Raw genomic sequence first — 18956 nt, 5'->3', positions numbered from 1 at the left:
CTGTGCAATTGGTTGTGTGCGAAACTATATCCCAGATAGTTGCGCGCGAAACTAGTGTTTACCCGCTTGGCTCAACGGCTCCGCTCGTCAAAGGGAGGCAAGTAGGGAGGCAAGTAGGGAGGCAAGTCGCATCGCCCACCCCGTGCCGTGGCCTATGCTTCGCAGAGCGCACCCCGCTACTGCTGCCTCCGAGCCTTCGCCATGCCAATCCTGCCCACCGACGCCGTGCCCCGCGCCAGCTGGCTGCCAGCTGCCGGCAGCTGGCGCTACCACGCGCTGCTGGGCGCCGCCGGCATGCTGGTGCTCGGGCCGCTCGGCGGCATAGCCGCGGCTTACATGAATTTCTCGCTGGGCTTCTTTGTCGGTGGCCAGGTGCTGGCCGGCATACTTGGCTCGGTGGTGACGGCGGGCTATGGCGCACCGGGCCGGCATGGTGCCAACTACATCCAGACCGCGGCGGCGTCGGTGGCGGGAATGGGTGGCATGGCCGTGGTGCTGCAGGCGATGGCCTGGATGGGCATGCCGTCACCGCCGCTGTGGCAGCTCGTGCTCTACATGCTGTGCATCGGCATGTATGGCGTTGGCATCGGCATGCTGTACACGCCATTGCTGGTGGACCGCATGCAGCTGATGTTCCCGTCGGGACTGGCGGTTGCCAATATCCTGCGCGCGCTGACCGACCCGGTGCTGCTGCGGCGCTCGGTGGCGCGGCTGGGCGGCGGCATGGCGCTGGGGATGGCCAGCGGCCTGGGCGCCGCGCGCGTGCCGTGGCTGGCGGCGCTGGACCTGTCGGCGGCAACCTTCGGCGCCGGCATGATCGTCGGGGCGCGCATCGGTATTGCCGCGCTGGTGGGTGGCCTTGCCGGCTGGGCGCTGACGCCGTGGTTCGTGTCCGTGGGGTGGCTCGCGCCTGGCGAACCGTATCGCAAGGCTACCTTCCTGGTGGCGCTGGGCATGATCATGGGCGCGGCGGCGCTCGATGTCGCGCTGCTGCTGGCGCAGGCGTGGCGACGCTGGCGCAGCCAGGCCTCGCGGGAGGCGCAGGCGCGGCGTGGGCCCGGCATGGCCTGGGTGGCCGCGTGGGCGCTGCTGTGGGGCGTGGGCACCGTAGCCGCGGGCGTGGCGTGGTTCGGCCAGCCGCTGGGCTTCCAGCTGATGGCGGTGCTGCTGGTGCTGGTGTTCGCGCTGGTCAACGGCATCTCGGTCGGCATGGTCGACCAGAACCCGATCTCGTCCGCCTTCGTGCTGACGGTGATCCTGATGGCCGCGGCCGGCTTGCGCGCGCCGCATGTCGGCCTGATCGCGGCGACCGTGCTGCTGGTGGCGACCGCCGAAGCCAGCGACATGCAGCAGGACCGCTCCACCGGCTGGCGCCTCGGCAGCGACCGCATGGTGCAGTTCGGCTATCAGGTCGCCGGTATCGTGGTGGGCGCGCTTGTTGCCGTGGCGATGGCGCGGCTGTTCATGCAGGCGTATCCGGTGCTGGCGCTGGACCAGACCCAGCTGCCGGCGGACCAGCAGCCGGCGCGCTGGACCTCGGCCATGACCTACAAGATCGTCGGCGTGCTGCACGGGCTGGCGCAGCCGCGCGCCGCGCAGCATGCCGCGGTGGCGCTCGGGCTGGCACTGGGGCTGGCGACGGCGGTGCTGCGCAGGGTCATCCTGGGCGGCCCGGCGTGGCAGCGCTTCGCGCAGTCTGGCCTGCCGGGCAGGGTGGCGGATTTCCTGCTGGATGCGGTGCTGCTGCCGTCACCCTATGCCTCGTCCTTCGGCGGCTTCGTCAACCTGTCAGCAGCCGGCTGGATGGCCGCTGGCGGCGTGGCGGCAAGTGTCGGCGGCGCCATGGCCAGGCGCAAGCCGGGGGCCAGGCATGACCGGCAGGCGCTGCCCGGGGACATGAGCACCGCATCGCTGCTGGGCGGCGGCCTGATCGCCGGCGACGCGCTGGCGGCACTGGCCCTCGGCCTGATCGGGCTGCTCGCAGTGACGTGGAGCTGACAGCGGCGGATTGTCAAATTCCATTGACGCTTCTGTCCAATCTCCAGTGGATTGTCAAATCGCACGGCCGGCGTACCATGTCGGCCAGACAGAAGTACCGCCTGACCCGGAGAATCCTCATGGCCCTTGACCAAGAATCCTTTGCCCTGCTGCGCGCCTCGGTGCAGCGCTTCATCGACGAACGCCTGAAGCCCGCCGAGGACACGCTGGAAGAGATCGACGACGTCCCCGCCGATATCGTCGCGGACATGAAGGAGATGGGCCTGTTCGGCATCTCCATTCCCGAAAACTACGGCGGCATCGGCCTGTCGATGTCGCAGGAATGCGATGTGGTGTATGACCTCGGCCACACCGCGTTTGCCTTCCGCTCGGTGTTCGGCACCAACGTCGGCATCGGCTCGCAGGGCATCCTGATGGATGGCACTGAAGCGCAGAAGCAGTCTTACCTGCCGCGTATCGCCAGCGGCGACCTGATCATCTCGTTTGCGCTGACCGAGCCGAATGCCGGCTCCGACGCCGCCTCGCTGCAGACCAGGGCCGAGCTGGACGGCGACCACTACGTCATCAACGGCACCAAGCGTTTTATCACCAACGCACCCCGCGCCGGCGCCTTCACGCTGATGGCGCGCACTGGCGGTCCGGGTGCCTCGGGCATTTCGTCCTTTATCGTGCCGGCCGACACCCCGGGCATCTCGCTGGGCAAGCCGGACAAGAAGATGGGCCAGCGCGGCACCAAGACCTGCGACGTGGTGCTGGAGAACGCGCGCGTGCCCGCCGCCAATATCATCGGCGGCGTGCCGGGCGTGGGCTTCAAGACCGCCATGAAGGTGCTCGACCGCGGCCGCCTGCATCTCTCGGCGCTGGCCTGCGGCATGGCGCATCGCCTGATCACCGACGCGGTGGCGTATGCCAAGGAGCGCAAGCAGTTCGGCAAGCCCATTGGCGACTTCCAGCTGATCCAGGCCATGCTGGCCGACAGCCAGGCAGAGCTCTATGCCGGCCTGTCGATGGTGCGCGACTGCGCGCAGCGCTATGACGCCAAGCCCGCAGGCAAGAGCGATCCGGAAGTCAGCATGCTGGCCTCCTGCACCAAGATGTTCTGTACCGAGATGGTGGGCCGCGTGGCCGACCGCGCCGTGCAGATCCACGGCGGCGCCGGCTATATCGCCGAGTACAAGGCCGAGCGCTTCTACCGCGACGTGCGCCTGCTGCGCCTGTATGAAGGCACCACGCAGATCCAGCAGTTGATCATCGCCAAGCAGCTGCTGCGCGACTGACCATGCAACCGCCCGGCGCGGCAGGAGTCGACATGAACGATTGGCAGGATCGCGGGCCGGCAGGCCATGACGTTGACACGCCGCACCGCCTGCGCGCGGTGGTGGCGTCCTATCGCAGTGCGCTGCAGGCGTACACGCTGGCGGTATCGCCCGCGGAGCTGATGGCGCTGGGCGCGGTGCCGGCCAACATCGCCCAGGTCAGCGACCCGCGCGCGCAGGCGCATCTGGCGCGCTTGCGCCGCGAGGTGCAGGCCAGCGGCATCGCGCTGCCTGGCGCGATCGTGCTGGCGATAAGCGGCGGTAGCCTGCATTGCGAATGCGATCACCTGTACACGCTGCAACTGCAGCCGTGCCGCGGCGACCGCCTGATCGTGATGGAGGGCTACGAGCGCCTGCTGGCGCTGGCGCATGGCGAACGCCGCCAATGCAAGACGCTGGTGTCGGCAGTCATGTGGCGCACGGCACTGGACAGCGCCGCGCAGGTGTCGTCGGCCAATGCCGGACAGCTCGCCGAAGCCGATGAGGCGGCCAGGGCGATCGCTGCTGTCGCCACGCAATCGTGCGCGGCGCGATGGGCCAACGCGACGCGGGTCTGGCACTGATCGCGCCGGGTGCGATGAGAAGGTCGAGGGCCGCCGGCATGGCGGCCTTTATTCTTGGTTGCTGCGCTTATTGCTGCGGCTATTGCTGCGGCTATTGCTGCGGCCACACGCCATCGACATCGCGCAGCAGGTGGCCGGCGAGAATATAGTCCCCGAGCCGCGTGGCCTTGGCTTCGAGTTCGAGCAGTTCATGGTCCGCCAGCGTGCCGAGGTCGAACTGGCAATAGAGATTGCGTTGGCGGAACGTGCCCTTGGGTTTGGCGAGCCCTTCGATCAGGGCTTCGCGGGAGCGGACGGCAATGCTTTCCTGTCCGCGATACTGCACCTTGATACCGCGCTTTTCTCCGAGCCTGCCGAGTTCGACCGCATCCTGCCAGCCCGTCTCATAGTCCAGCTCCAGGGCCAGCACGTCTTCCGAGGCCAGAAGCCGGAGCGCTTCTGCCTTGCTGCCAGCTCGCACGATTGACATCCACACCTCTTGTATCGACTTATACTGTACGAATATACAGTCAACCCGGGGTCGCGGCAAGAGCCTGCATCGCGGTGCCTGCCCGCCTGTCCTGCGCGCCCGGCCCTTACCCGGCCCTTACCCGGTGCTTACCCGGCCTTTACCCGGTCCTTACCCGGCACTTAGCCTGGCCGCCCGCCAGTGCAGCCGAATTTTGTTTCCCCGGTATGTCAGGGCTGCGCGGCCGGCGTGGTGCCGGCGGCTTCGGTGCTCGCCCCGCCGCCTGGCTGGCTGCCGCTGGCCGCATCGCGTGCGTGAGTCGGTTGCGCCGCGAGCGCCCCGCTGAAGTCGCCCGCATAGACGCGGGACATTCCCCCCGCCTGTATATATCGCCGGATCGCGGCGTTGACCGATTCCGTCGTGGCCGCGCGCAGGCGTGTCTCGAGTTCCGCGGTGAAGGCCATGGTGCGGCCCAGGTAGAGCTGGTAGGCAAGCGTACCCGCCAGCGCTGCGTCATTGCTGCGGCTGACCGTGCCCTGCTGCAGCAGGCCGCTGACCGCTTCCGCCAGTTCCGGTGCGGTGATGCCGTCGCGCGTGAAGCGCTCGAGTTCGTCGGCGACCGCGCGCTGCAAGCGCGCGAGGTTCTGCGGCGCATACTGCGCCTGCACGCCGAAGCGGCCGGCGCGGTCGAGCGCGCCCACCTGTACCCAGCTGCTGGCGCCGTAGCTCAACCCCTCCTGCTGGCGCAGGCGGTCGGCCAGCCGGCTGCGCAGGCTGGCACCCCCCAGCACGCGGTTCGCGATCATCATCAGCGCATAGTCCGGCGAGTCGCTGGTCAGGTCGATCGGCGCCGCGGCCACGTAGACGGCATTCGCCTTGCCCGGCGCGGGGAGCGTGAGTTCTGCCGGCGGAATCGGCACGAAGGGCCGGTCGACGCGCGCATACGGCTGCGCTGCGGTCCAGTCGCCGAACAGCTGCGCGGCCTGCGCCGCCGCGGCCGGCGCGTCGAAGTCCCCGACCAGGCTCAGTTGCGCATTGCCCGCGCCGTAGAAACGCGCATGGAAATCCCGCACCTGCGCCAGCGTGGCCGCGCGCAGGTCGGCGATGTTCTCGGCGAAACTGCGCGCGTGGCGCGGGTCGCCCACGGGATAGGGGTCACCGTGACGGCCGAGTGCATTCGATGCCATCACGCCCGGCTGGCTCTGGATGCTTTCGATATCGGCGATGCTGGTCTTGCGCAGCGTCTCGAATTCCGCTTCGGGGAAGTCAGGCGCGCGCAGGATCTCGCGCAGCAGTGCCAGCAGCTCGGGCAGCTGGGCCCGGCGCGTCTCGAAGCTGACGGTCACGCGCTCGGAATTGCCGCCGATGCCGACGCGCGCGCGCAGCGCCTCGATGCGGTCGGCGATCTGCTCGCGGCTCATGCCGCCGGCGCCGCGCCGAAGCATCGTCGCGGTCATCGCCCCCACCGTGGTCAGCCCTTGCAGGCTCTGCGCGTCTCCCATGCGCAGCACCAGCACGCCGTGCACCACCTCGCCGCGCGCGGGTTTGGGCAGCAGGGCCAGCTGCATGCCGTTGGCCAGCGTCTGGCGCGTGGTATGTGCTTCGATATTGGCTGGGCTGGGGTCGAACGGCGCGACCGCGGCCAGCGCCGGCTTGCCCTGGTAGCCACTGACCATCGCGGCGACATCCGGCGTAGCGGGCACCTGCGCGCGGGCTGGCTGCGCGGACGGCACGAACAGGCCCACGGTGCGGTTCGACGACTGCAGGTAGTTCTGTGCCACGCGCTGCACGTCTGCCAGCGTGGTCGTCTCGATGCGGTCGCGGTTCAGGAAGAACAGCCGCCAGTCGCCCTTGGCAATGGCTTCGGACAGGGCGATACCAAGCGCGCCCGGGTCGCTCATGTAGTGGTCGTAGGCATTGCGCATGCGCACGCGCGCGCGTTCCAGCTCGGCTTCGGTCACGGGGGCCTCGGCAAAGCCTTCGACCTGCGTGATCAGGCCTGCGCGCGCGGCTGCGAGCGACTGGTCCCTGGACGTCTCCGCCATGAACAGCAGCGTGCCGGGATCCTTCATCGAATAGAAAGCGCTGCCGATCGAAGCGGCCTGGCCGCGCTCGACCAGCGCCTTGTACAGGCGTCCGCCGGGCGTGTCGCCGAGGATGATCGTCAGCAGCGACAGTGCCGTGGTGTCGGGATGCGCGCCGGGGCTGACGTGGTACTGCGCGGCCACCAGGCTGTTGTCGCCGGGCCGCATGACCACCAGTTCGCGCGCGCCTTCCTGCGCCGGCTCGACCGTATGCTCGGGCGGCAGCACGCGCGTGGGGCGCGGGATGGGGCCAAAGTAGCGCTCGATGCGGGCCAGCGTGGCGGCGGGGTCGAACCTGCCCGCCACTACCAGCACGGCGTTGTCGGGCTGGTAGTAGCGCCGGTAGAACGCGCGCAGGCTGTCGATGCTGACGTTCTCGACATCGCTGCGCGCGCCGATCGGGGCCTTGCCGTAGTTGTGCCAGCGGTATGCGGCGGACATGGTCTGCTGCATCAGCATGCGCGATGGACTGTTCTCGCCCATTTCCATCTCGTTGCGCACCACGGTCATTTCACTGTCGAGGTCGGCCTTGGACAGCACGCTGTTGACCATGCGGTCCGCTTCCATGCGCAGCGCCCAGTCGAGGTTTTCGTCGCTGGCGGCAAAGGTGCCGAAGTAGTTGGTACGGTCCTGCGCGGTGGTGCCGTTGATGCTCATGCCGCGCCGCGCGAACTCGGCAGGGATGGCCTTGCCCGGCAGCGATGGCGTGCCCTTGAACAGCAGGTGCTCGAGCAGGTGGGCCATGCCGGTCTCGCCGTAGTTCTCGTGGCGGCTGCCCACGAGGTAGGTGATGTTGACCGTGGTGGTGGGCTTGGCCGCGTCCGGCGCCAGGACGATGCGCAGGCCGTTGGGCAGGCGGTACTCGGTGATGCCCTCCACGGTGGTGACCTGCCGCGCCAGCGCAGGCGATGCCGCCGGCGCCGGCTGCACGGGTTGCGCCGGCGCGGGCAGTGGGGCCAGCGCGGCAAGCATCGACAGGTGCAGGGCAAAACGGCGCATGGCGTCTCCGGGATTTGGCTAGGCCGGGTGGTGGCGTAAAGCGCAATTCTAGCCGCCGCCCGTACCTGGAACTGTGCCGCAGCCCACGTCTGCATGCCAGAGGAAAATGTCCGAATCCAGCCGGTGCGCAGGTTGCCGAAGCGGTAGCATGCCGGCATGAACCTCGATCCCGATACCTGCTACAAGGCCGTGGCATCACATGACCGCCGCTTCGACGGGCGCTTCTTCGTAGGCGTATCCTCGACCGGCGTGTATTGCCGGCCGGTGTGCGCAGTGCGTACCCCCAGGCGCGAGAACTGCACCTTCTACGAAAGTGCCGCCGCCGCCGAGAAGCACGGCTTCCGCCCCTGCCTGCGCTGCCGCCCCGAACTGGCGCCGGGCCACGGCCTGGCCGATATCTCGGGCCGGCTCGCGCAGGCCGCCGCCACGCTGATCGACGAAGGCTTCATGGCCGAAGGCAGCGTCGCCACGCTGGCCGCGCGCATCGGCGTGACCGAGCGGCATTTGCGGCGCCTGTTCGACGCGCAGTTCGGTGTCTCGGTGCTCGAATACGCGCAGACACAGCGTTTGCTGCTGGCCAAGCGCCTGCTGGCGGACACCGCGCTGCCGGTGACCGAGGTGGCGCTGGCGGCGGGCTTCGGCAGCGTGCGCCGCTTCAACGATGTGCTGAAGACGCGCTACGGTCTGACCCCGCTCGCGCTGCGCCGGCGCGCTACCGACGGCGTGGCCGACCGCCTCGTGTTCGAACTTGGCTACCGGCCGCCGCTGGCGTGGGAGGCGCTGCTGCGCTTCCTGGCCACGCGCGCGGTGGATGGCATCGAAGAGATCCGCGACGGCGCCTATGCGCGCACGCTGCGTGTGGAAGCGGGCGGCACCGTGCATGCCGGCTGGGTCCGCATCGAGCATGTGCCGCGCCGCATGGTGCTGCGCGTGACCTTGTCTGCGTCGCTGGCGCGCACGATCCCGCAGACGCTGGGCAAGGTGCGGCGGCTGTGCGACCTGGGTTGCCGCCCCGATGTGGTCGACCGCCATCTCGGCGAGCTTGCGCAGGCCGTGCCGGGCATGCGCTTGCCGGGCAGCGTCGACGGGTTCGAGATTGCCGTGCGTGCGGTGGTGGGGCAGGTCATTTCGGTGACGCATGCGCGCCGCATCCTGGCCGCATTGGCGCAGCGCGCGGCTGCGCCGGGAACGCTGCCCGATGCAATGCCCGGCAGCCTTTGCCACCTGTTCCCGAGCGCCGCCACCATCGCCGCCATGCCGCTGCAGGACCTGCGCGATGCCGGCGTGCCGGCGGGCAAGGCGCACACGTTGCAGGCACTGGCGCAGCGCGTGGCCGACGGCACGATCGCGCTCGACGCGCACGCGCCGCCCGAAGCGACCGTGGCGGCGCTGCGCGCCATCGATGGCATCGGCGATTGGACCGCGCAGTATGTCGCCATGCGCGCGCTCGGCTGGCCCGATGCCTTCCCGGGCACCGACTACGCGCTGCGCAAGGTGCTGGGCGTCGACACCGTTCGCGCGATGCACGCGCGCGCCGCGCAATGGGCGCCATGGCGCGCCTATGCGGCGGTCCACCTGTGGCATCGCTATGAGACCATGAAGGACGCGACCGCCGTGTCCGAACCGGAGACCATGACATGAGCAGCCATCGCCAGATCGACAGCCCGCTGGGCACCATGCTGCTGCGCGCGGAAGGGACGTGCCTGACCGGCGTCTTCTTCGCGGGGCAGAAGTACTATCCCGCCAACGTGGCGGGGAGCTGCGGCGAGGCATCGCCGCAGGAAGCGGCCGTGCTCGAACGCGCCGCGCAGGAACTGGCCGAATACTTCGCCGGCAAGCGCGACGCCTTCACCGTGCCGGTGCGCTTCGCGGGCAGCCCGTTCCAGCAGCGCGTCTGGCAGGCGCTGCGGGACATTCCATGCGGCGCAACGGCGTCCTACGGCGAACTGGCCGGCGCCCTCGGCCTGCCGCCGACGCACGCGCGCGCGGTCGGCGGCGCGGTGGGGCGCAACCCGCTGTCGGTGATCGTGCCCTGCCATCGCGTGCTCGGCAGCGCCGGCGCACTGACCGGCTACGCCGGCGGCATCGAGCGCAAGCGCGCACTGCTGCGGCGCGAGGGCATCGGCCCGGCGGGCGCCTGAGCCGGCGCCATGCCGCGCCTGTTTTTCGCCGTGGAAGTCCCGCCCGCGCAGGCGGAGCGGTTGCTGTCCACCCTTCCGGTGGCCAGCGGCCTGCGCCCGGTGCCGGCCACCCAGCTTCATCTCACCCTGCATTTCCTCGGCGAATGTGGCGTGCCCGAGGCGCAGCTGAACGCCGCGCTCGAAGGACTCGCGGCGCCCGCCTTCACCCTGCAGGCTGCAGGCACGGGCCGCTTCCGCAGCGGCCCGGGGTCGGTGCTGTGGGCCGGCCTCGCGCCGGGTCCCGGGCTTGACGCGCTGCGCGCGCTGCACGCCGCGGTGGGGCAGGCGCTGGCGCATGCCGCCGGCATCGAGCCGGAGCGCCGCCGCTACCACCCACACCTGACCCTGGCACGCTGCCGCCCGACGGTACCCGAGGCGATGCTGCGCGCCTGGCTCGACACGCAGCGCATGCTCGCCAGCGACCCCTGGCCGGTGCAGCGGCTGGTGCTGTTCGAGAGCCGGCTGGGACCGCAGGGCGCCGAGCATCTCGTGCTGCAGGCGTGGCCCCTGGTCCGGCCCGCTGCTACCCCAGGTTGCTGAGCCCCAGCGCGACCCCGAGCCCGCATAGCGCCGACCCGATGGCGCCGTCCAGCAGCCGCTGCCGGTGCAGCATCGCCGCACGCAACGCCGGCGCGGTGAACACGCAGGCCACCAGGCCGAACCACGCCAGGTGCGCCAGCGACATGAACGCGCCATAGCCGAACTGCACCGGCACCGGCGTGCGCGCATCGACCACCTGCGTATAGGTGCTGACGACAAAAAGCGTGCATTTCGGGTTCAGCGCATTGGTCAGGAAGCCCATGCGCAAGGCCGCGGCCGGCCGCAGTGCAGGCGCGCCGTGCAGGTCGACCGCCAGCGGCGCGCGCCGGCGCAGCGTCTGCAGGCCGATCCACACCAGGTAGGCCGCGCCCAGCGCCTTCACCACCGTCAGGACGCTGTGCGCATGCGCCATCAGCAGTGCCACCCCGAACATCGTGTACAGCACATGGACCTGCACCCCCAGCGCGATGCCAAGGGCGCTGAGCAGCCCGGCGCGGCGGCCATGCAGGTAGCTGTTGCGGGTCACCATGGCGAAGTCCGGCCCGGGGCTGACCACGGCGAGGACGGTCACGGCGGCGACCGCCAACGATTCGGCGACTGGAATCATTTTGTGTGAAATTACCTTGTGGTTGAGAGCGGATTGCCGCCTCCAGCCTGGGCTGGCGAGGCAAAGCGTACCCAATTCTGCGTGCCAGAAACGGCCTTCACAACCGATATATACTTGCGCAAATCCGTGAGAAAAACTGACTGAAATTCCGATGCACTGGCTGGGCTGGATCCGCTTTTTCGAGGCTGCCGCACGCCACGAGAGCTTCGTGCGCGCGGCCGAAGAGCTGCACCTGACCCACGGCGCGGTCAGCCGGCAGATTCGGCAGCTGGAGGACACGCTCGGCGTCGCGCTGTTCGAGCGGCGCAACCGCGGCGTCTTCCTGACCGAGCCGGGGCGCACGCTGTTCGCCGCCGCCTCCCAGTCAATGGAGATGCTGGCCGGCGCCGCCGCGCGCATCCGCACCCAGCCGCCCGGCCGCGCGCTGGTACTGTCGTGCGAGTCGACCGTGGCGATGCGCTGGCTGATCCCGCGCCTGCCGCGCTTTGCCGCGCGCCACCCCGACATCCCGCTGCACCTGATGGCGGCGGGCGGGCCGATCGATTTCGCGCGCAGCGGCGCCGACCTGGCGCTGCGGCGCAATGACTTTGCCTTTGAGCCGCGCTGGCACGCGCGCGAGGTGGCGCAGGAATGGGTCGGGCCGGTGTGCCGCCCGCTGCTGGCGCAGGGCGCCGCCGCCGTCCCGGCGCGGCTGCATACGCGCACCCGGCCCGATGCGTGGCAACGCTGGCTGGCGGCGGCCGGCCCGGCGGCGCAAGCCTCCAGCTTCGAGGGCGATGCCTGGTACGAGCATTTCTACCTGAGCCTGCAGGCCGCCGCGGCGGGTCTAGGCTGGGCCATGGCTTCGCGCCTGATGGCCGCCGACGAGATCGCCGACGGACGCCTGGCTGCCCCGTTCGGCTTCACGCCGGACGGATCGGCCTACCATCTGTTGTCGCCGGCGCCGTTCGAGCACGACACGCGCCGGCTGCTGCTGCTGGCGTGGCTGCGCGAAGAGGCGCTGGCTACCCTGGCGGCCCCGCCCGCACCGCCCGCGGCCCCGCTGTGGGAGCCGAAGGGAGCCTGAAAGCGGCGCGGGCGCTACCCCCCGTAAGTCTGTGCTCAAGTTCTGCCACAGTTTTGCCGAAGGTGTCGCCATGAGCCTTGCCGGACGCGGGGGCACGCGCTTAACATGCGGCGCGCGGCCGGCAGGCCGACTGGCTGCCGCGCCCCCCACTACCCCACGACCCGGCGGCATCCCGCTATACCAGACGTTGCGTGAATCCATGAATCAGCACGAAGCCACCGGGGCCGGCACCGGAACCGATATCGACGCCGCCGCAGCCACGCCGGCGGACGAGCGCTACCGCCTCACGCACAACTCCCAGATCGGCACCGTGCTGCGCGACCTGTCGTGGCAGAAGTGCATGCTGAGCGTGCGCACCCGCACCGGCCACCAGTTTGTCACCTCGGTGCTGCATGTCGATCCGGTCAACCGGACCTTCGTGTTCGACTGGTGCAATGCCGACGCCGAGAGGCAGTCGCTGATGACTTCGGAAGAGAATGCGTTCTCGGGTTTGCTGCGCGGCGTGCCGGTGAACTTCATGGTCGGACAGCCGGCCGCGACCCGCTTCGAGGAAGGCCCGGCCTTTGTCGTCGAATTTCCGGAAAAGCTCTATCACTTCCAGCGCCGCCGCCATTTCCGCGCGCGCACGCTGGTGACCAAGGGCTACCGCTGCGAGATCCGCCGCGCCGACAATGCGCTGCTGTGCCTGGACATTGCCGACCTGTCACTGTCCGGTGTCGGGCTGCGCTCCAGGAGCGTCAATGAGGAGCAGTTGCCGGTCGGCACCACCGTGGCCAAGTGCTGCCTCGATTTCCGTGAACTGGGCAAGGTCGAGCTCGACCTGCAGGTGGTCGGCCACTGGCTGGTCGGCCACGACGATAACGCCATCCACCACTTCGGCTGCGCCTTTGTCAGTCCGGATGGCCGCATGGAGAATTTCCTGCAACGGCTGGTGTTCGCGCTGGAGCTGGCACACCGGGGCTGAAGCGTCCCGGCCCGGGCGCGGCCGGTGCCCGGGCCATGCTCAGCCCGGCGCCGCCGCGCGCCTAGGAGCCGATCAGCCGGCCGATGGCCGCGGCGGCTTCGCGCATGGGCGGCAGCAGCCGCGTGACCATATCGCTTTCCGACACGCGCGCGGCGCGCACGCTCACGCTCAGGCCGGCCAGCACGATGCCCGAGGCCGAGCGCACCGGCACGGACATCGCGCGCAGGCCCGGCTCCAGCTCCTCATCAACGATCACGTAGTCGACTTCGCGGGCCCGCGCGAAGCATGCCTCCAGCTCCTGCCGCGACACCTTGGTCTGCAGCGTGCGCGGACGCAGCTCGGCATGCTCGAAGAAGCCGTCGAGCACCGTGGCCGGCTGGTGCGCCAGCAGCAGCCGGCCGTTGGAGGTGCAGTAGGCCGGCAGGCGGCTGCCCATGCCCAGCGAGTAGTTCAGCACGCGCTGCACTTCGGAACGGACGAGATACAGGATGTCGGTGCCGTCGAGGATGGCGAGCGCGCAGGTCTCGTGGATGCGCGCGCTCAGGTTGTCCAGGATCGGCTGCGCCAGCGACACCAGCGAGGTCGAGGAAAAATACGCATGCCCGAGGTGCAGCACGCGCGGGCGCAGCGCGAACTGGCCGTCCTGCTGGCTGACATAGCCGAGCTGTTCCAGCGTATAGAGGCAGCGCCGCACCGAGGCGCGCGACAGCTGCGTGCGCTGCGCCACCTGCGAGATGGTCAGCGGGCGCTTGCGTTCCGAGAAGGCCTCCAGCACGGTCAGCCCGCGCGCCAGCGACAGCATGAAATTGGGATCGCCGGCAAAGCTGCTCAGCAAATCGGCGTGCGGCCGGGCGACGCGGACGGTGTCGGCCTGTGCATGACCGAGACCGATGGGGCGGAGGACTTCCATTGGGCTGTGCTTGTCCGGGGTTCGTTGTTCGATAATCGCGCAATCTTAAACCGGCTTGGCGCAACGGGCCAGCATTGCGTGCATCCACGTGTGTCCCGGTGGGCACGATGCTCGCTTTGTGATCGAGGCCGTACCCTGGATCGCGGACTCCTTGCCGCCTGCGTACCCGCTCCGCCACCTTGAACAACGCCATGCGGGCCAGCCCCCAGCCCACGCCGAACGCGGCGCTACCCAGCACGGAAATCGATCTGCATGGAGACTTCTGCGAAGCGGCCGGCAGCGCGGCCCGAGGCGGGGGATGATAGGAGGGTGGGCGGGGTATCACGCACTCGCGGTCGTTATCCGGCGCGCGGCGACCGCACATAAAAAAGTCGCCGCTGGGGTAGCGGCGACCGGGGAAGGGTCTGTCAATCAAGAGGGGGTCTTGCTGACAGGAAAAGTATAGACATTTGAATTAAGACATTACATACAACTTTGGTGGGGTACTCACGCATCACTTGTCGCCTCCCGCCTCAGAACGGCTTGCCGAGGTAGAGGTAGAAGCTGTATGTCCCCGCCGCGGCTCTGCCATACGCGAAATAGAGCGGCCCCAGCGGGCTGTCCAGCGCCAGGAACAGCGACCCTGACTTGAGCAGCCCGGTCGGGCTGCCCGGCACGAGCGGCGCGCCCATGCGTCCCGCCTCCAGCGAGAAGCCGGCGTAGATCCCCTGCAGCAGCGTCTGCCGCGCCAGCTTGTTGTAGTAGACCAGCCGCGCAAACTGCAGGTTGCCGCCCAGCAGCTGGCCGGTCGCATAGCCGGATTGCTGCAGGAAGCCGCCCCACTGGAACAGGTCATAGCGCGGCAGTGGGTTGCCGACATTGGTGCCGGCCTTGAACCCGAGCGAGACGGTATGGTTGCCGAACGAATGCGCATAGGTTCCTTCGGCCTGCGCCTTGACATAGGAATCGTCGGCACCGAGCCCCGGTTGCGAGGCATAGACGCGCAGCGAGGCCGCATAGCCGAAGCGCGGGAAGTCGACGCTGTCGAGCTGGTCGAAGAAGAGCCGGCCGGTAATGGCGCCGCGCTTGATCCTGCCGGGGCCCGGCGACAGCGCCTCCGGGCCGGTGCTCAGCGTGGCGTCCAGCGTGCCGGTCTGCACGCCCAGACGCAGCTCGCCGTACTTGGTGAACTGGCTGCCCACGTCCAGCGCGACGTCGAAGCGGCGCAGGTCATAGGTGGCCAGGCGGGTGCTGCCCTGGAACACGTTGACCGGCCGCCGCTCCAGCTCGATGCGCGGGGCGATGAAGAAATACTGGCGCGTGTTCAGTGGCTGGTAGAACTCGCTCATCAGCGACGTGGTCTGGCCCACCTGCGCATCGGTACGCCACTCGGCGCCAAGCGAGTTCAGCCAGGTGCGCCGGTAGCTGCCGACCAGGTTGAAGAAGGCATCGCCGCGGAAGTCCGAACTGAGCCCGAGGCCGAAGCGCAGGTAGTCGGGCCCGTACGATTTCTCGACCGCATTGACCACCAGGATGCGCTTGCCCGGCTCTTCCATGATGCCGTAGTTGACGTGCTCGAAGTCGCCGGTGCCGAACAGCCGCCGCATGTCCTGGTCGAGCGTGGCCTGGCCGAGCGGCTCGCCCGGCTTGGTCTCCATCACGGCCGTGGCTACCTCGGGGTTGACGCGGTGCAGCGGCGCCAGCTCGATCGCATCGACCGGGCGCGTGTCCGGCGGCGGCACTGCCTGCTGCACGGCGCGCAGCTGCGCGTACTGCGCCGGCGGCAGAGCCAGCGGCGCGAGGCGTTCGGCCACCTTGCGCGTCGCGGCTTCGCCAATGGGGATGGTGGCGGTCAGGTGGTCGAAGTCGGTCGCGGAAAAATCGCCCAGCGCCGGCTCGATCAGCACGTCGGCGGGAGCCAGCGAGGCCAGCGAGGCGCGCACGTTCTGCTCGGTCAGGATGTTGAGCATCTGGCCCGTCACGCCGATGATGGAGGTCAGCTCCTCGCGCTTCATCAGCGGCGTGCCGAGGTTGACGGCGATGATGACATCGGCGCCCATCGCGCGCGCCACGCCGACCGGCAGGTTGTCGGTGAGTCCGCCGTCGACCAGTAGCCGGCCCTGGTATTCCGCCGGCGCCACCGCGCCCGGCACCGACATGCTGGCGCGCATCACGTTGGCCAGCTCGCCGGCGTTGAACACCACCGGCGTGCCGGAGACCAGGTCGGTGGCGACGGCGCGGTAGGGGATCGGCAGCTTGTCGAAGTCGCGGTAGCCGGGCGTGCGCGCCAGCTGGCGCAGCACCGTTTCCAGCTGCACCCCCGAGACCGCGCCCTTGGGCAGCATCAGCCCGCTCGACTGCACGCCGATCTCCGGCGTGAACAGGTTGGTGAAGTCGTCCTGCTTTCGGCGGATGGTCAGGTCCTGGCGCGGCGGACGTTCCTTGAACAGCTTGTCGGTGCTCAGGCCGCCGACCAGCCGCTCCATCTCGGCGGGCGACATGCCGGTGGCATAGGCGCCGCCGACCAGCGAGCCCATGCTGGTGCCTGCGATGCAGTCCACCGGCACGCGCAGTTCCTCCAGCACCTTGAGCACGCCGATATGCGCGGCGCCGCGCGCCCCGCCGCCGGACAACACCAGGCAGATGCGCGGGCGTGTGCCGCGCGCTGGCGCGGCGGTGGCGGCCGGCGTGCCGATCACGGCCGGCGCCGCAGGGGCCAGGGGGGAGATCGCTGGCGCCGGCATGTCCGGCGCGCTCGATGCGGTCGCTGCGTCCGGCGCGGCCCGGGCGCCCACGGCAAGGCACGCCGCCAGCGCAAGCGCTGCCAGCCGCAGGATCCGCAACCCGTGGGGTGTGGCTGCCTTCATGTCGTCGTCCGTTCAGCAGGCAGCCGCAATGCGGCGCCGGTTGCCCGGTCTGTGCGCGGCCGGGATGGGCGTCGGCTTATCTTCGGGCAAAAACGCGGCGCGCGGGCCGCCCGGCGCCCGTGCCGCAAAACAATTCATCATGCCGCTCGGAAGCGTGCAGATCGGCATCTGCGGCCGGCAGCGCGCTGCGCAAGCTGCCTGCAATGACTAAGATGAACGCAGGCCAAGGCGGGTGGGGAATGCATGTACGGTTATTTCTTTTGCCAGACCGCGGCGGGGCAACTGACGCTGATTCCCCGCCAGAAGGACTGGATGCTGATGCTGGGCAATGGCGTGATGGGACGGTACCCGAGTGCCCAGGCAGCGGTGGATGCCCTGCACGACGGCGCGATCTGCGTGCAGGGCCGGCGTATCGACGCGATCGCGCTGGGCGTGCCGCCACGCGCGCACGACTGGCTCTACCATGTACTGAGCCGCTGAAGCCGCCAGCGGCGCACCCGGCGGGCGGCATGGAACCGCACGGACCGCACGGACCGCGAAGAAGGGGGAATCGCCATGACCGTACTGGTGGAGTGGACCCGCGAACATACCTGCCGGCTGTTCCCGATGTCGGCCGAATACCATCGCGCCGGGGGTAGCGAGGTGCAGGTGAGCTGGCAGGCAGAGCCGCCCGGCTCGCCGGGCCGCTGCCGCGTCAGTGCGTCGCTCGCGTTCGACCAGGACGTGATCGATGCCGTCTACCTGGCCGATCCGCCCGAGCTGGCCCGCATCGGTGCGCGGCTGGCCGACCTGGTGGCGCGCTGGCTTGCCGATGACGATATGGCCTGCCTGTCCGGCACGGCGCTGGTGATCCCGGTCGGCAACGTGCTGCTGAGCCACTGAGGGCCACTGCTGCGGCGCTGCCGCGGCGGCGGGGCGGCGGCGTGGTTGGCGCCGGCGGCATATACTGGCGGCTGATCCGCCAAATCCGCCCGCAGCGGCGTGCAGTCCGTGCCCCAAGCGTCTCCCGTCAACCCTGCCGTCAACCCCGTCGATGACCCGCGCCCCGTACCACCCGAGCGGCCCGGCGACGACGAATGCTGCGGCTCCGGCTGCGATCCCTGCATCTTCGATTACTACTACCAGGAACTGGACCGCTACCGCGAGGAACTGCGCGCGTGGGAAGCGCGCCAGGCCGCGCGGCACGCGGAGGATCCGGCCAGCGCGGAGGATCCGGCCAATTGAACGCGTTGCTCGACTTCGTTCGGCGCCATCCGCGCCTGTTCGTGCTGACCGGCGCCGGCATCAGCACGGATTCCGGGATCCCCGGCTATCGCGACGCGCGCGGCCAGTGGCAGCGTTCGCAGCCGATCACGCTGCAGGCCTTTCTCGGCTCGCACGCCGGGCGCCAGCGCTATTGGGCGCGCAGCATGCTGGGCTGGCCGGTGGCGTGGCAGGCGCGGCCCAACGGCGCCCATCAGGCGCTGGTCCGGCTGGGCGAGCAGGGCCGCCTGGGAGCGCTGGTCACGCAGAATGTCGACGGCCTGCACCAGCGCGCCGGCAGCCGCGACGTGATCGAGCTGCACGGCAGCCTGGGCAGCGCCATCTGTCTGGACTGCGGCGCGCGCCATGACCGCGCCGGCCTGCAGGACTGGCTGCTGGACCGGAACGCCGCGTTGCGCGACGTGATCGCCGAGCCGGCCGCCGATGGCGACGTGCATTTCGAATCGCCGCTGTTCGCGCAGTTCCGCGTGCCCGAGTGCGGACGCTGCGGCGGCATCCTCAAGCCGGACGTGGTCTTCTTCGGCGAGTCGGTGCCGCGCGCGCGCGTCGATGCCGCGCGTGCGGCGCTGGAGGCCGCCGACGCGATGCTGGTGGTGGGCTCGTCGCTGATGGTCTACTCGGGCTACCGCTTCTGCGTCTGGGCCGGACAGATGGGCAAGCCGGTGGCGGCGCTCAACCTCGGCACCACGCGCGCGGACGGCATGCTGGCGCTGAAGGTCGAAGCCGGCTGCGCGCCGGCGCTGCAGGCGCTGGTGGCGCAGCTCGATGCAGGCGCCGCAGATTGAGCGGTGGCCAGATCATGGATGCCGCCGTTGACGCGGCCGCCGCACAGGCATAGCATCGGCAGACTTCGCATCAAATTCCCGATTTCGTCATGACCGCAGACCGCCATCGCCCCGTCAACGCCGCACCGCCGTGCGACGCGTTGCCGTGCGTGCGTCGTCAGCCTGCGTTCGTCTCTGTCGCACCGCCGCCGTTCTCCGGCGGCGCGCATCCGCCCCCGCCGCCACGCGGCTGACGGGCGCGCATCGCGCCCCGAATCGCAGCACTCTCGTCCCCGGTTTTCACGCCTGCGCGTGCCTGACGGCACGGTAGCCGCGCGCCTGTGCGCCGCTGCCGGCCGCCGTGGGTTGTTGGGCGCGCCTGCGCGCCGGGGTCTGCCATGCTTTCGA

18 protein-coding genes are annotated in these 18956 nt (G+C 69.7%); 13 read left to right on the top strand and 5 right to left on the bottom strand.

The window, feature by feature from the left end; translation table 11 throughout:
* The first annotated feature begins 201 nt into the window (after positions 1–201).
* From J8I34_RS09895 to J8I34_RS09885, 3 genes are all read left to right on the top strand, one after another.
* A complete protein-coding gene (locus J8I34_RS09895) occupies positions 202–1998 on the top strand; it encodes an OPT/YSL family transporter (protein WP_209805942.1) in 1797 nt (598 codons plus the stop codon).
* 119 nt (positions 1999–2117) lie between these two features.
* Positions 2118–3275 (top strand): acyl-CoA dehydrogenase family protein, encoded by a 1158-nt coding sequence (locus tag J8I34_RS09890; protein ID WP_029045160.1) that lies wholly within the window; start codon positions 2118–2120, stop codon positions 3273–3275.
* A 32-nt stretch (positions 3276–3307) separates the two neighbouring features.
* Entirely contained in the window at positions 3308–3877 is a 570-nt protein-coding gene (locus J8I34_RS09885; RefSeq protein ID WP_029045161.1) for a hypothetical protein, read from the top strand.
* A 91-nt stretch (positions 3878–3968) separates the two neighbouring features.
* On the opposite strand, the gene J8I34_RS09880 is transcribed toward J8I34_RS09885, so the two are convergent.
* Positions 3969–4346, bottom strand: coding sequence for a hypothetical protein (locus J8I34_RS09880; RefSeq protein WP_029045162.1), 378 nt, complete (start codon positions 4344–4346; stop codon positions 3969–3971).
* A gap of 209 nt (positions 4347–4555) precedes the next feature.
* The gene (locus J8I34_RS09875) at positions 4556–7408 is read right to left on the bottom strand and encodes a M16 family metallopeptidase (RefSeq protein ID WP_209805941.1); all 2853 of its coding nucleotides are present in this window, start codon (positions 7406–7408) and stop codon (positions 4556–4558) included.
* Between the two features lie 156 nt (positions 7409–7564).
* On the opposite strand from J8I34_RS09875, the gene J8I34_RS09870 reads away from it, so the two are divergent.
* The 3 genes from J8I34_RS09870 to thpR are packed head-to-tail and all read left to right on the top strand — an operon-like array spanning position 7565 to position 10128.
* On the top strand, positions 7565–9049 hold the full coding sequence (locus J8I34_RS09870; RefSeq protein ID WP_209805940.1) for a DNA-3-methyladenine glycosylase 2 family protein: 1485 nt from the start codon (positions 7565–7567) through the stop codon (positions 9047–9049).
* On the top strand, positions 9046–9549 hold the full coding sequence (locus tag J8I34_RS09865; RefSeq protein ID WP_029045165.1) for a methylated-DNA--[protein]-cysteine S-methyltransferase: 504 nt from the start codon (positions 9046–9048) through the stop codon (positions 9547–9549). Before J8I34_RS09870 ends, J8I34_RS09865 begins: the two co-directional genes overlap by 4 nt.
* 9 nt (positions 9550–9558) lie before the next feature.
* The gene (gene thpR / locus J8I34_RS09860; RefSeq protein WP_209805939.1) at positions 9559–10128 is read left to right on the top strand and encodes an RNA 2',3'-cyclic phosphodiesterase; all 570 of its coding nucleotides are present in this window, start codon (positions 9559–9561) and stop codon (positions 10126–10128) included.
* On the opposite strand, the gene J8I34_RS09855 is transcribed toward thpR, so the two are convergent.
* Entirely contained in the window at positions 10112–10735 is a 624-nt protein-coding gene (locus tag J8I34_RS09855) for a LysE family transporter (RefSeq protein ID WP_209772879.1), read from the bottom strand. The two genes, thpR and J8I34_RS09855, sit on opposite strands and share 17 nt — an antisense overlap.
* 151 nt (positions 10736–10886) lie before the next feature.
* Between J8I34_RS09855 and J8I34_RS09850 the strand changes: the two genes are divergently transcribed.
* A complete protein-coding gene (locus J8I34_RS09850) occupies positions 10887–11801 on the top strand; it encodes a LysR substrate-binding domain-containing protein (protein WP_209805938.1) in 915 nt (304 codons plus the stop codon).
* A 199-nt stretch (positions 11802–12000) separates the two neighbouring features.
* Positions 12001–12765 carry a flagellar brake protein gene (locus J8I34_RS09845; RefSeq protein WP_029045168.1) on the top strand — a complete coding sequence of 255 codons (765 nt, stop codon included), beginning with the start codon at positions 12001–12003 and terminating at the stop codon, positions 12763–12765.
* Positions 12766–12826: 61 nt separating this feature from the next.
* On the opposite strand, the gene J8I34_RS09840 is transcribed toward J8I34_RS09845, so the two are convergent.
* Positions 12827–13675, bottom strand: a complete 849-nt coding sequence (locus tag J8I34_RS09840) for an IclR family transcriptional regulator domain-containing protein (protein WP_029045169.1) — start codon at positions 13673–13675, stop codon at positions 12827–12829.
* Between the two features lie 512 nt (positions 13676–14187).
* Positions 14188–16521, bottom strand: coding sequence for a patatin-like phospholipase family protein (locus J8I34_RS09835; RefSeq protein WP_209805936.1), 2334 nt, complete (start codon positions 16519–16521; stop codon positions 14188–14190).
* Here J8I34_RS09835 and J8I34_RS09830 point away from each other — a divergent pair.
* The 5 genes from J8I34_RS09830 (at position 16520) to J8I34_RS09810 (ending at position 18569) form a co-directional block, all read left to right on the top strand.
* The gene (locus tag J8I34_RS09830) at positions 16520–16732 is read left to right on the top strand and encodes a hypothetical protein (RefSeq protein ID WP_209772885.1); all 213 of its coding nucleotides are present in this window, start codon (positions 16520–16522) and stop codon (positions 16730–16732) included. The two genes, J8I34_RS09835 and J8I34_RS09830, sit on opposite strands and share 2 nt — an antisense overlap.
* Before the next feature lie 32 nt (positions 16733–16764).
* Positions 16765–17001, top strand: a complete 237-nt coding sequence (locus tag J8I34_RS09825; RefSeq protein WP_029045171.1) for a hypothetical protein — start codon at positions 16765–16767, stop codon at positions 16999–17001.
* Positions 17002–17076: 75 nt separating this feature from the next.
* On the top strand, positions 17077–17403 hold the full coding sequence (locus J8I34_RS09820; RefSeq protein WP_029045172.1) for a hypothetical protein: 327 nt from the start codon (positions 17077–17079) through the stop codon (positions 17401–17403).
* 108 nt (positions 17404–17511) lie between these two features.
* Positions 17512–17745 (top strand): oxidoreductase-like domain-containing protein, encoded by a 234-nt coding sequence (locus J8I34_RS09815; protein ID WP_209805935.1) that lies wholly within the window; start codon positions 17512–17514, stop codon positions 17743–17745.
* Positions 17679–18569, top strand: coding sequence for an NAD-dependent protein deacetylase (locus J8I34_RS09810; RefSeq protein ID WP_371748058.1), 891 nt, complete (start codon positions 17679–17681; stop codon positions 18567–18569). Before J8I34_RS09815 ends, J8I34_RS09810 begins: the two co-directional genes overlap by 67 nt.
* The last annotated feature ends 387 nt before the right edge of the window (positions 18570–18956 follow it).

This window comes from Cupriavidus phytohabitans, assembly GCF_017815025.1.
GTDB lineage: Bacteria > Pseudomonadota > Gammaproteobacteria > Burkholderiales > Burkholderiaceae > Cupriavidus.
Note: the sequence above shows the minus strand (reverse complement) of the source record. Positions and strands in the feature narration are given on the sequence as shown.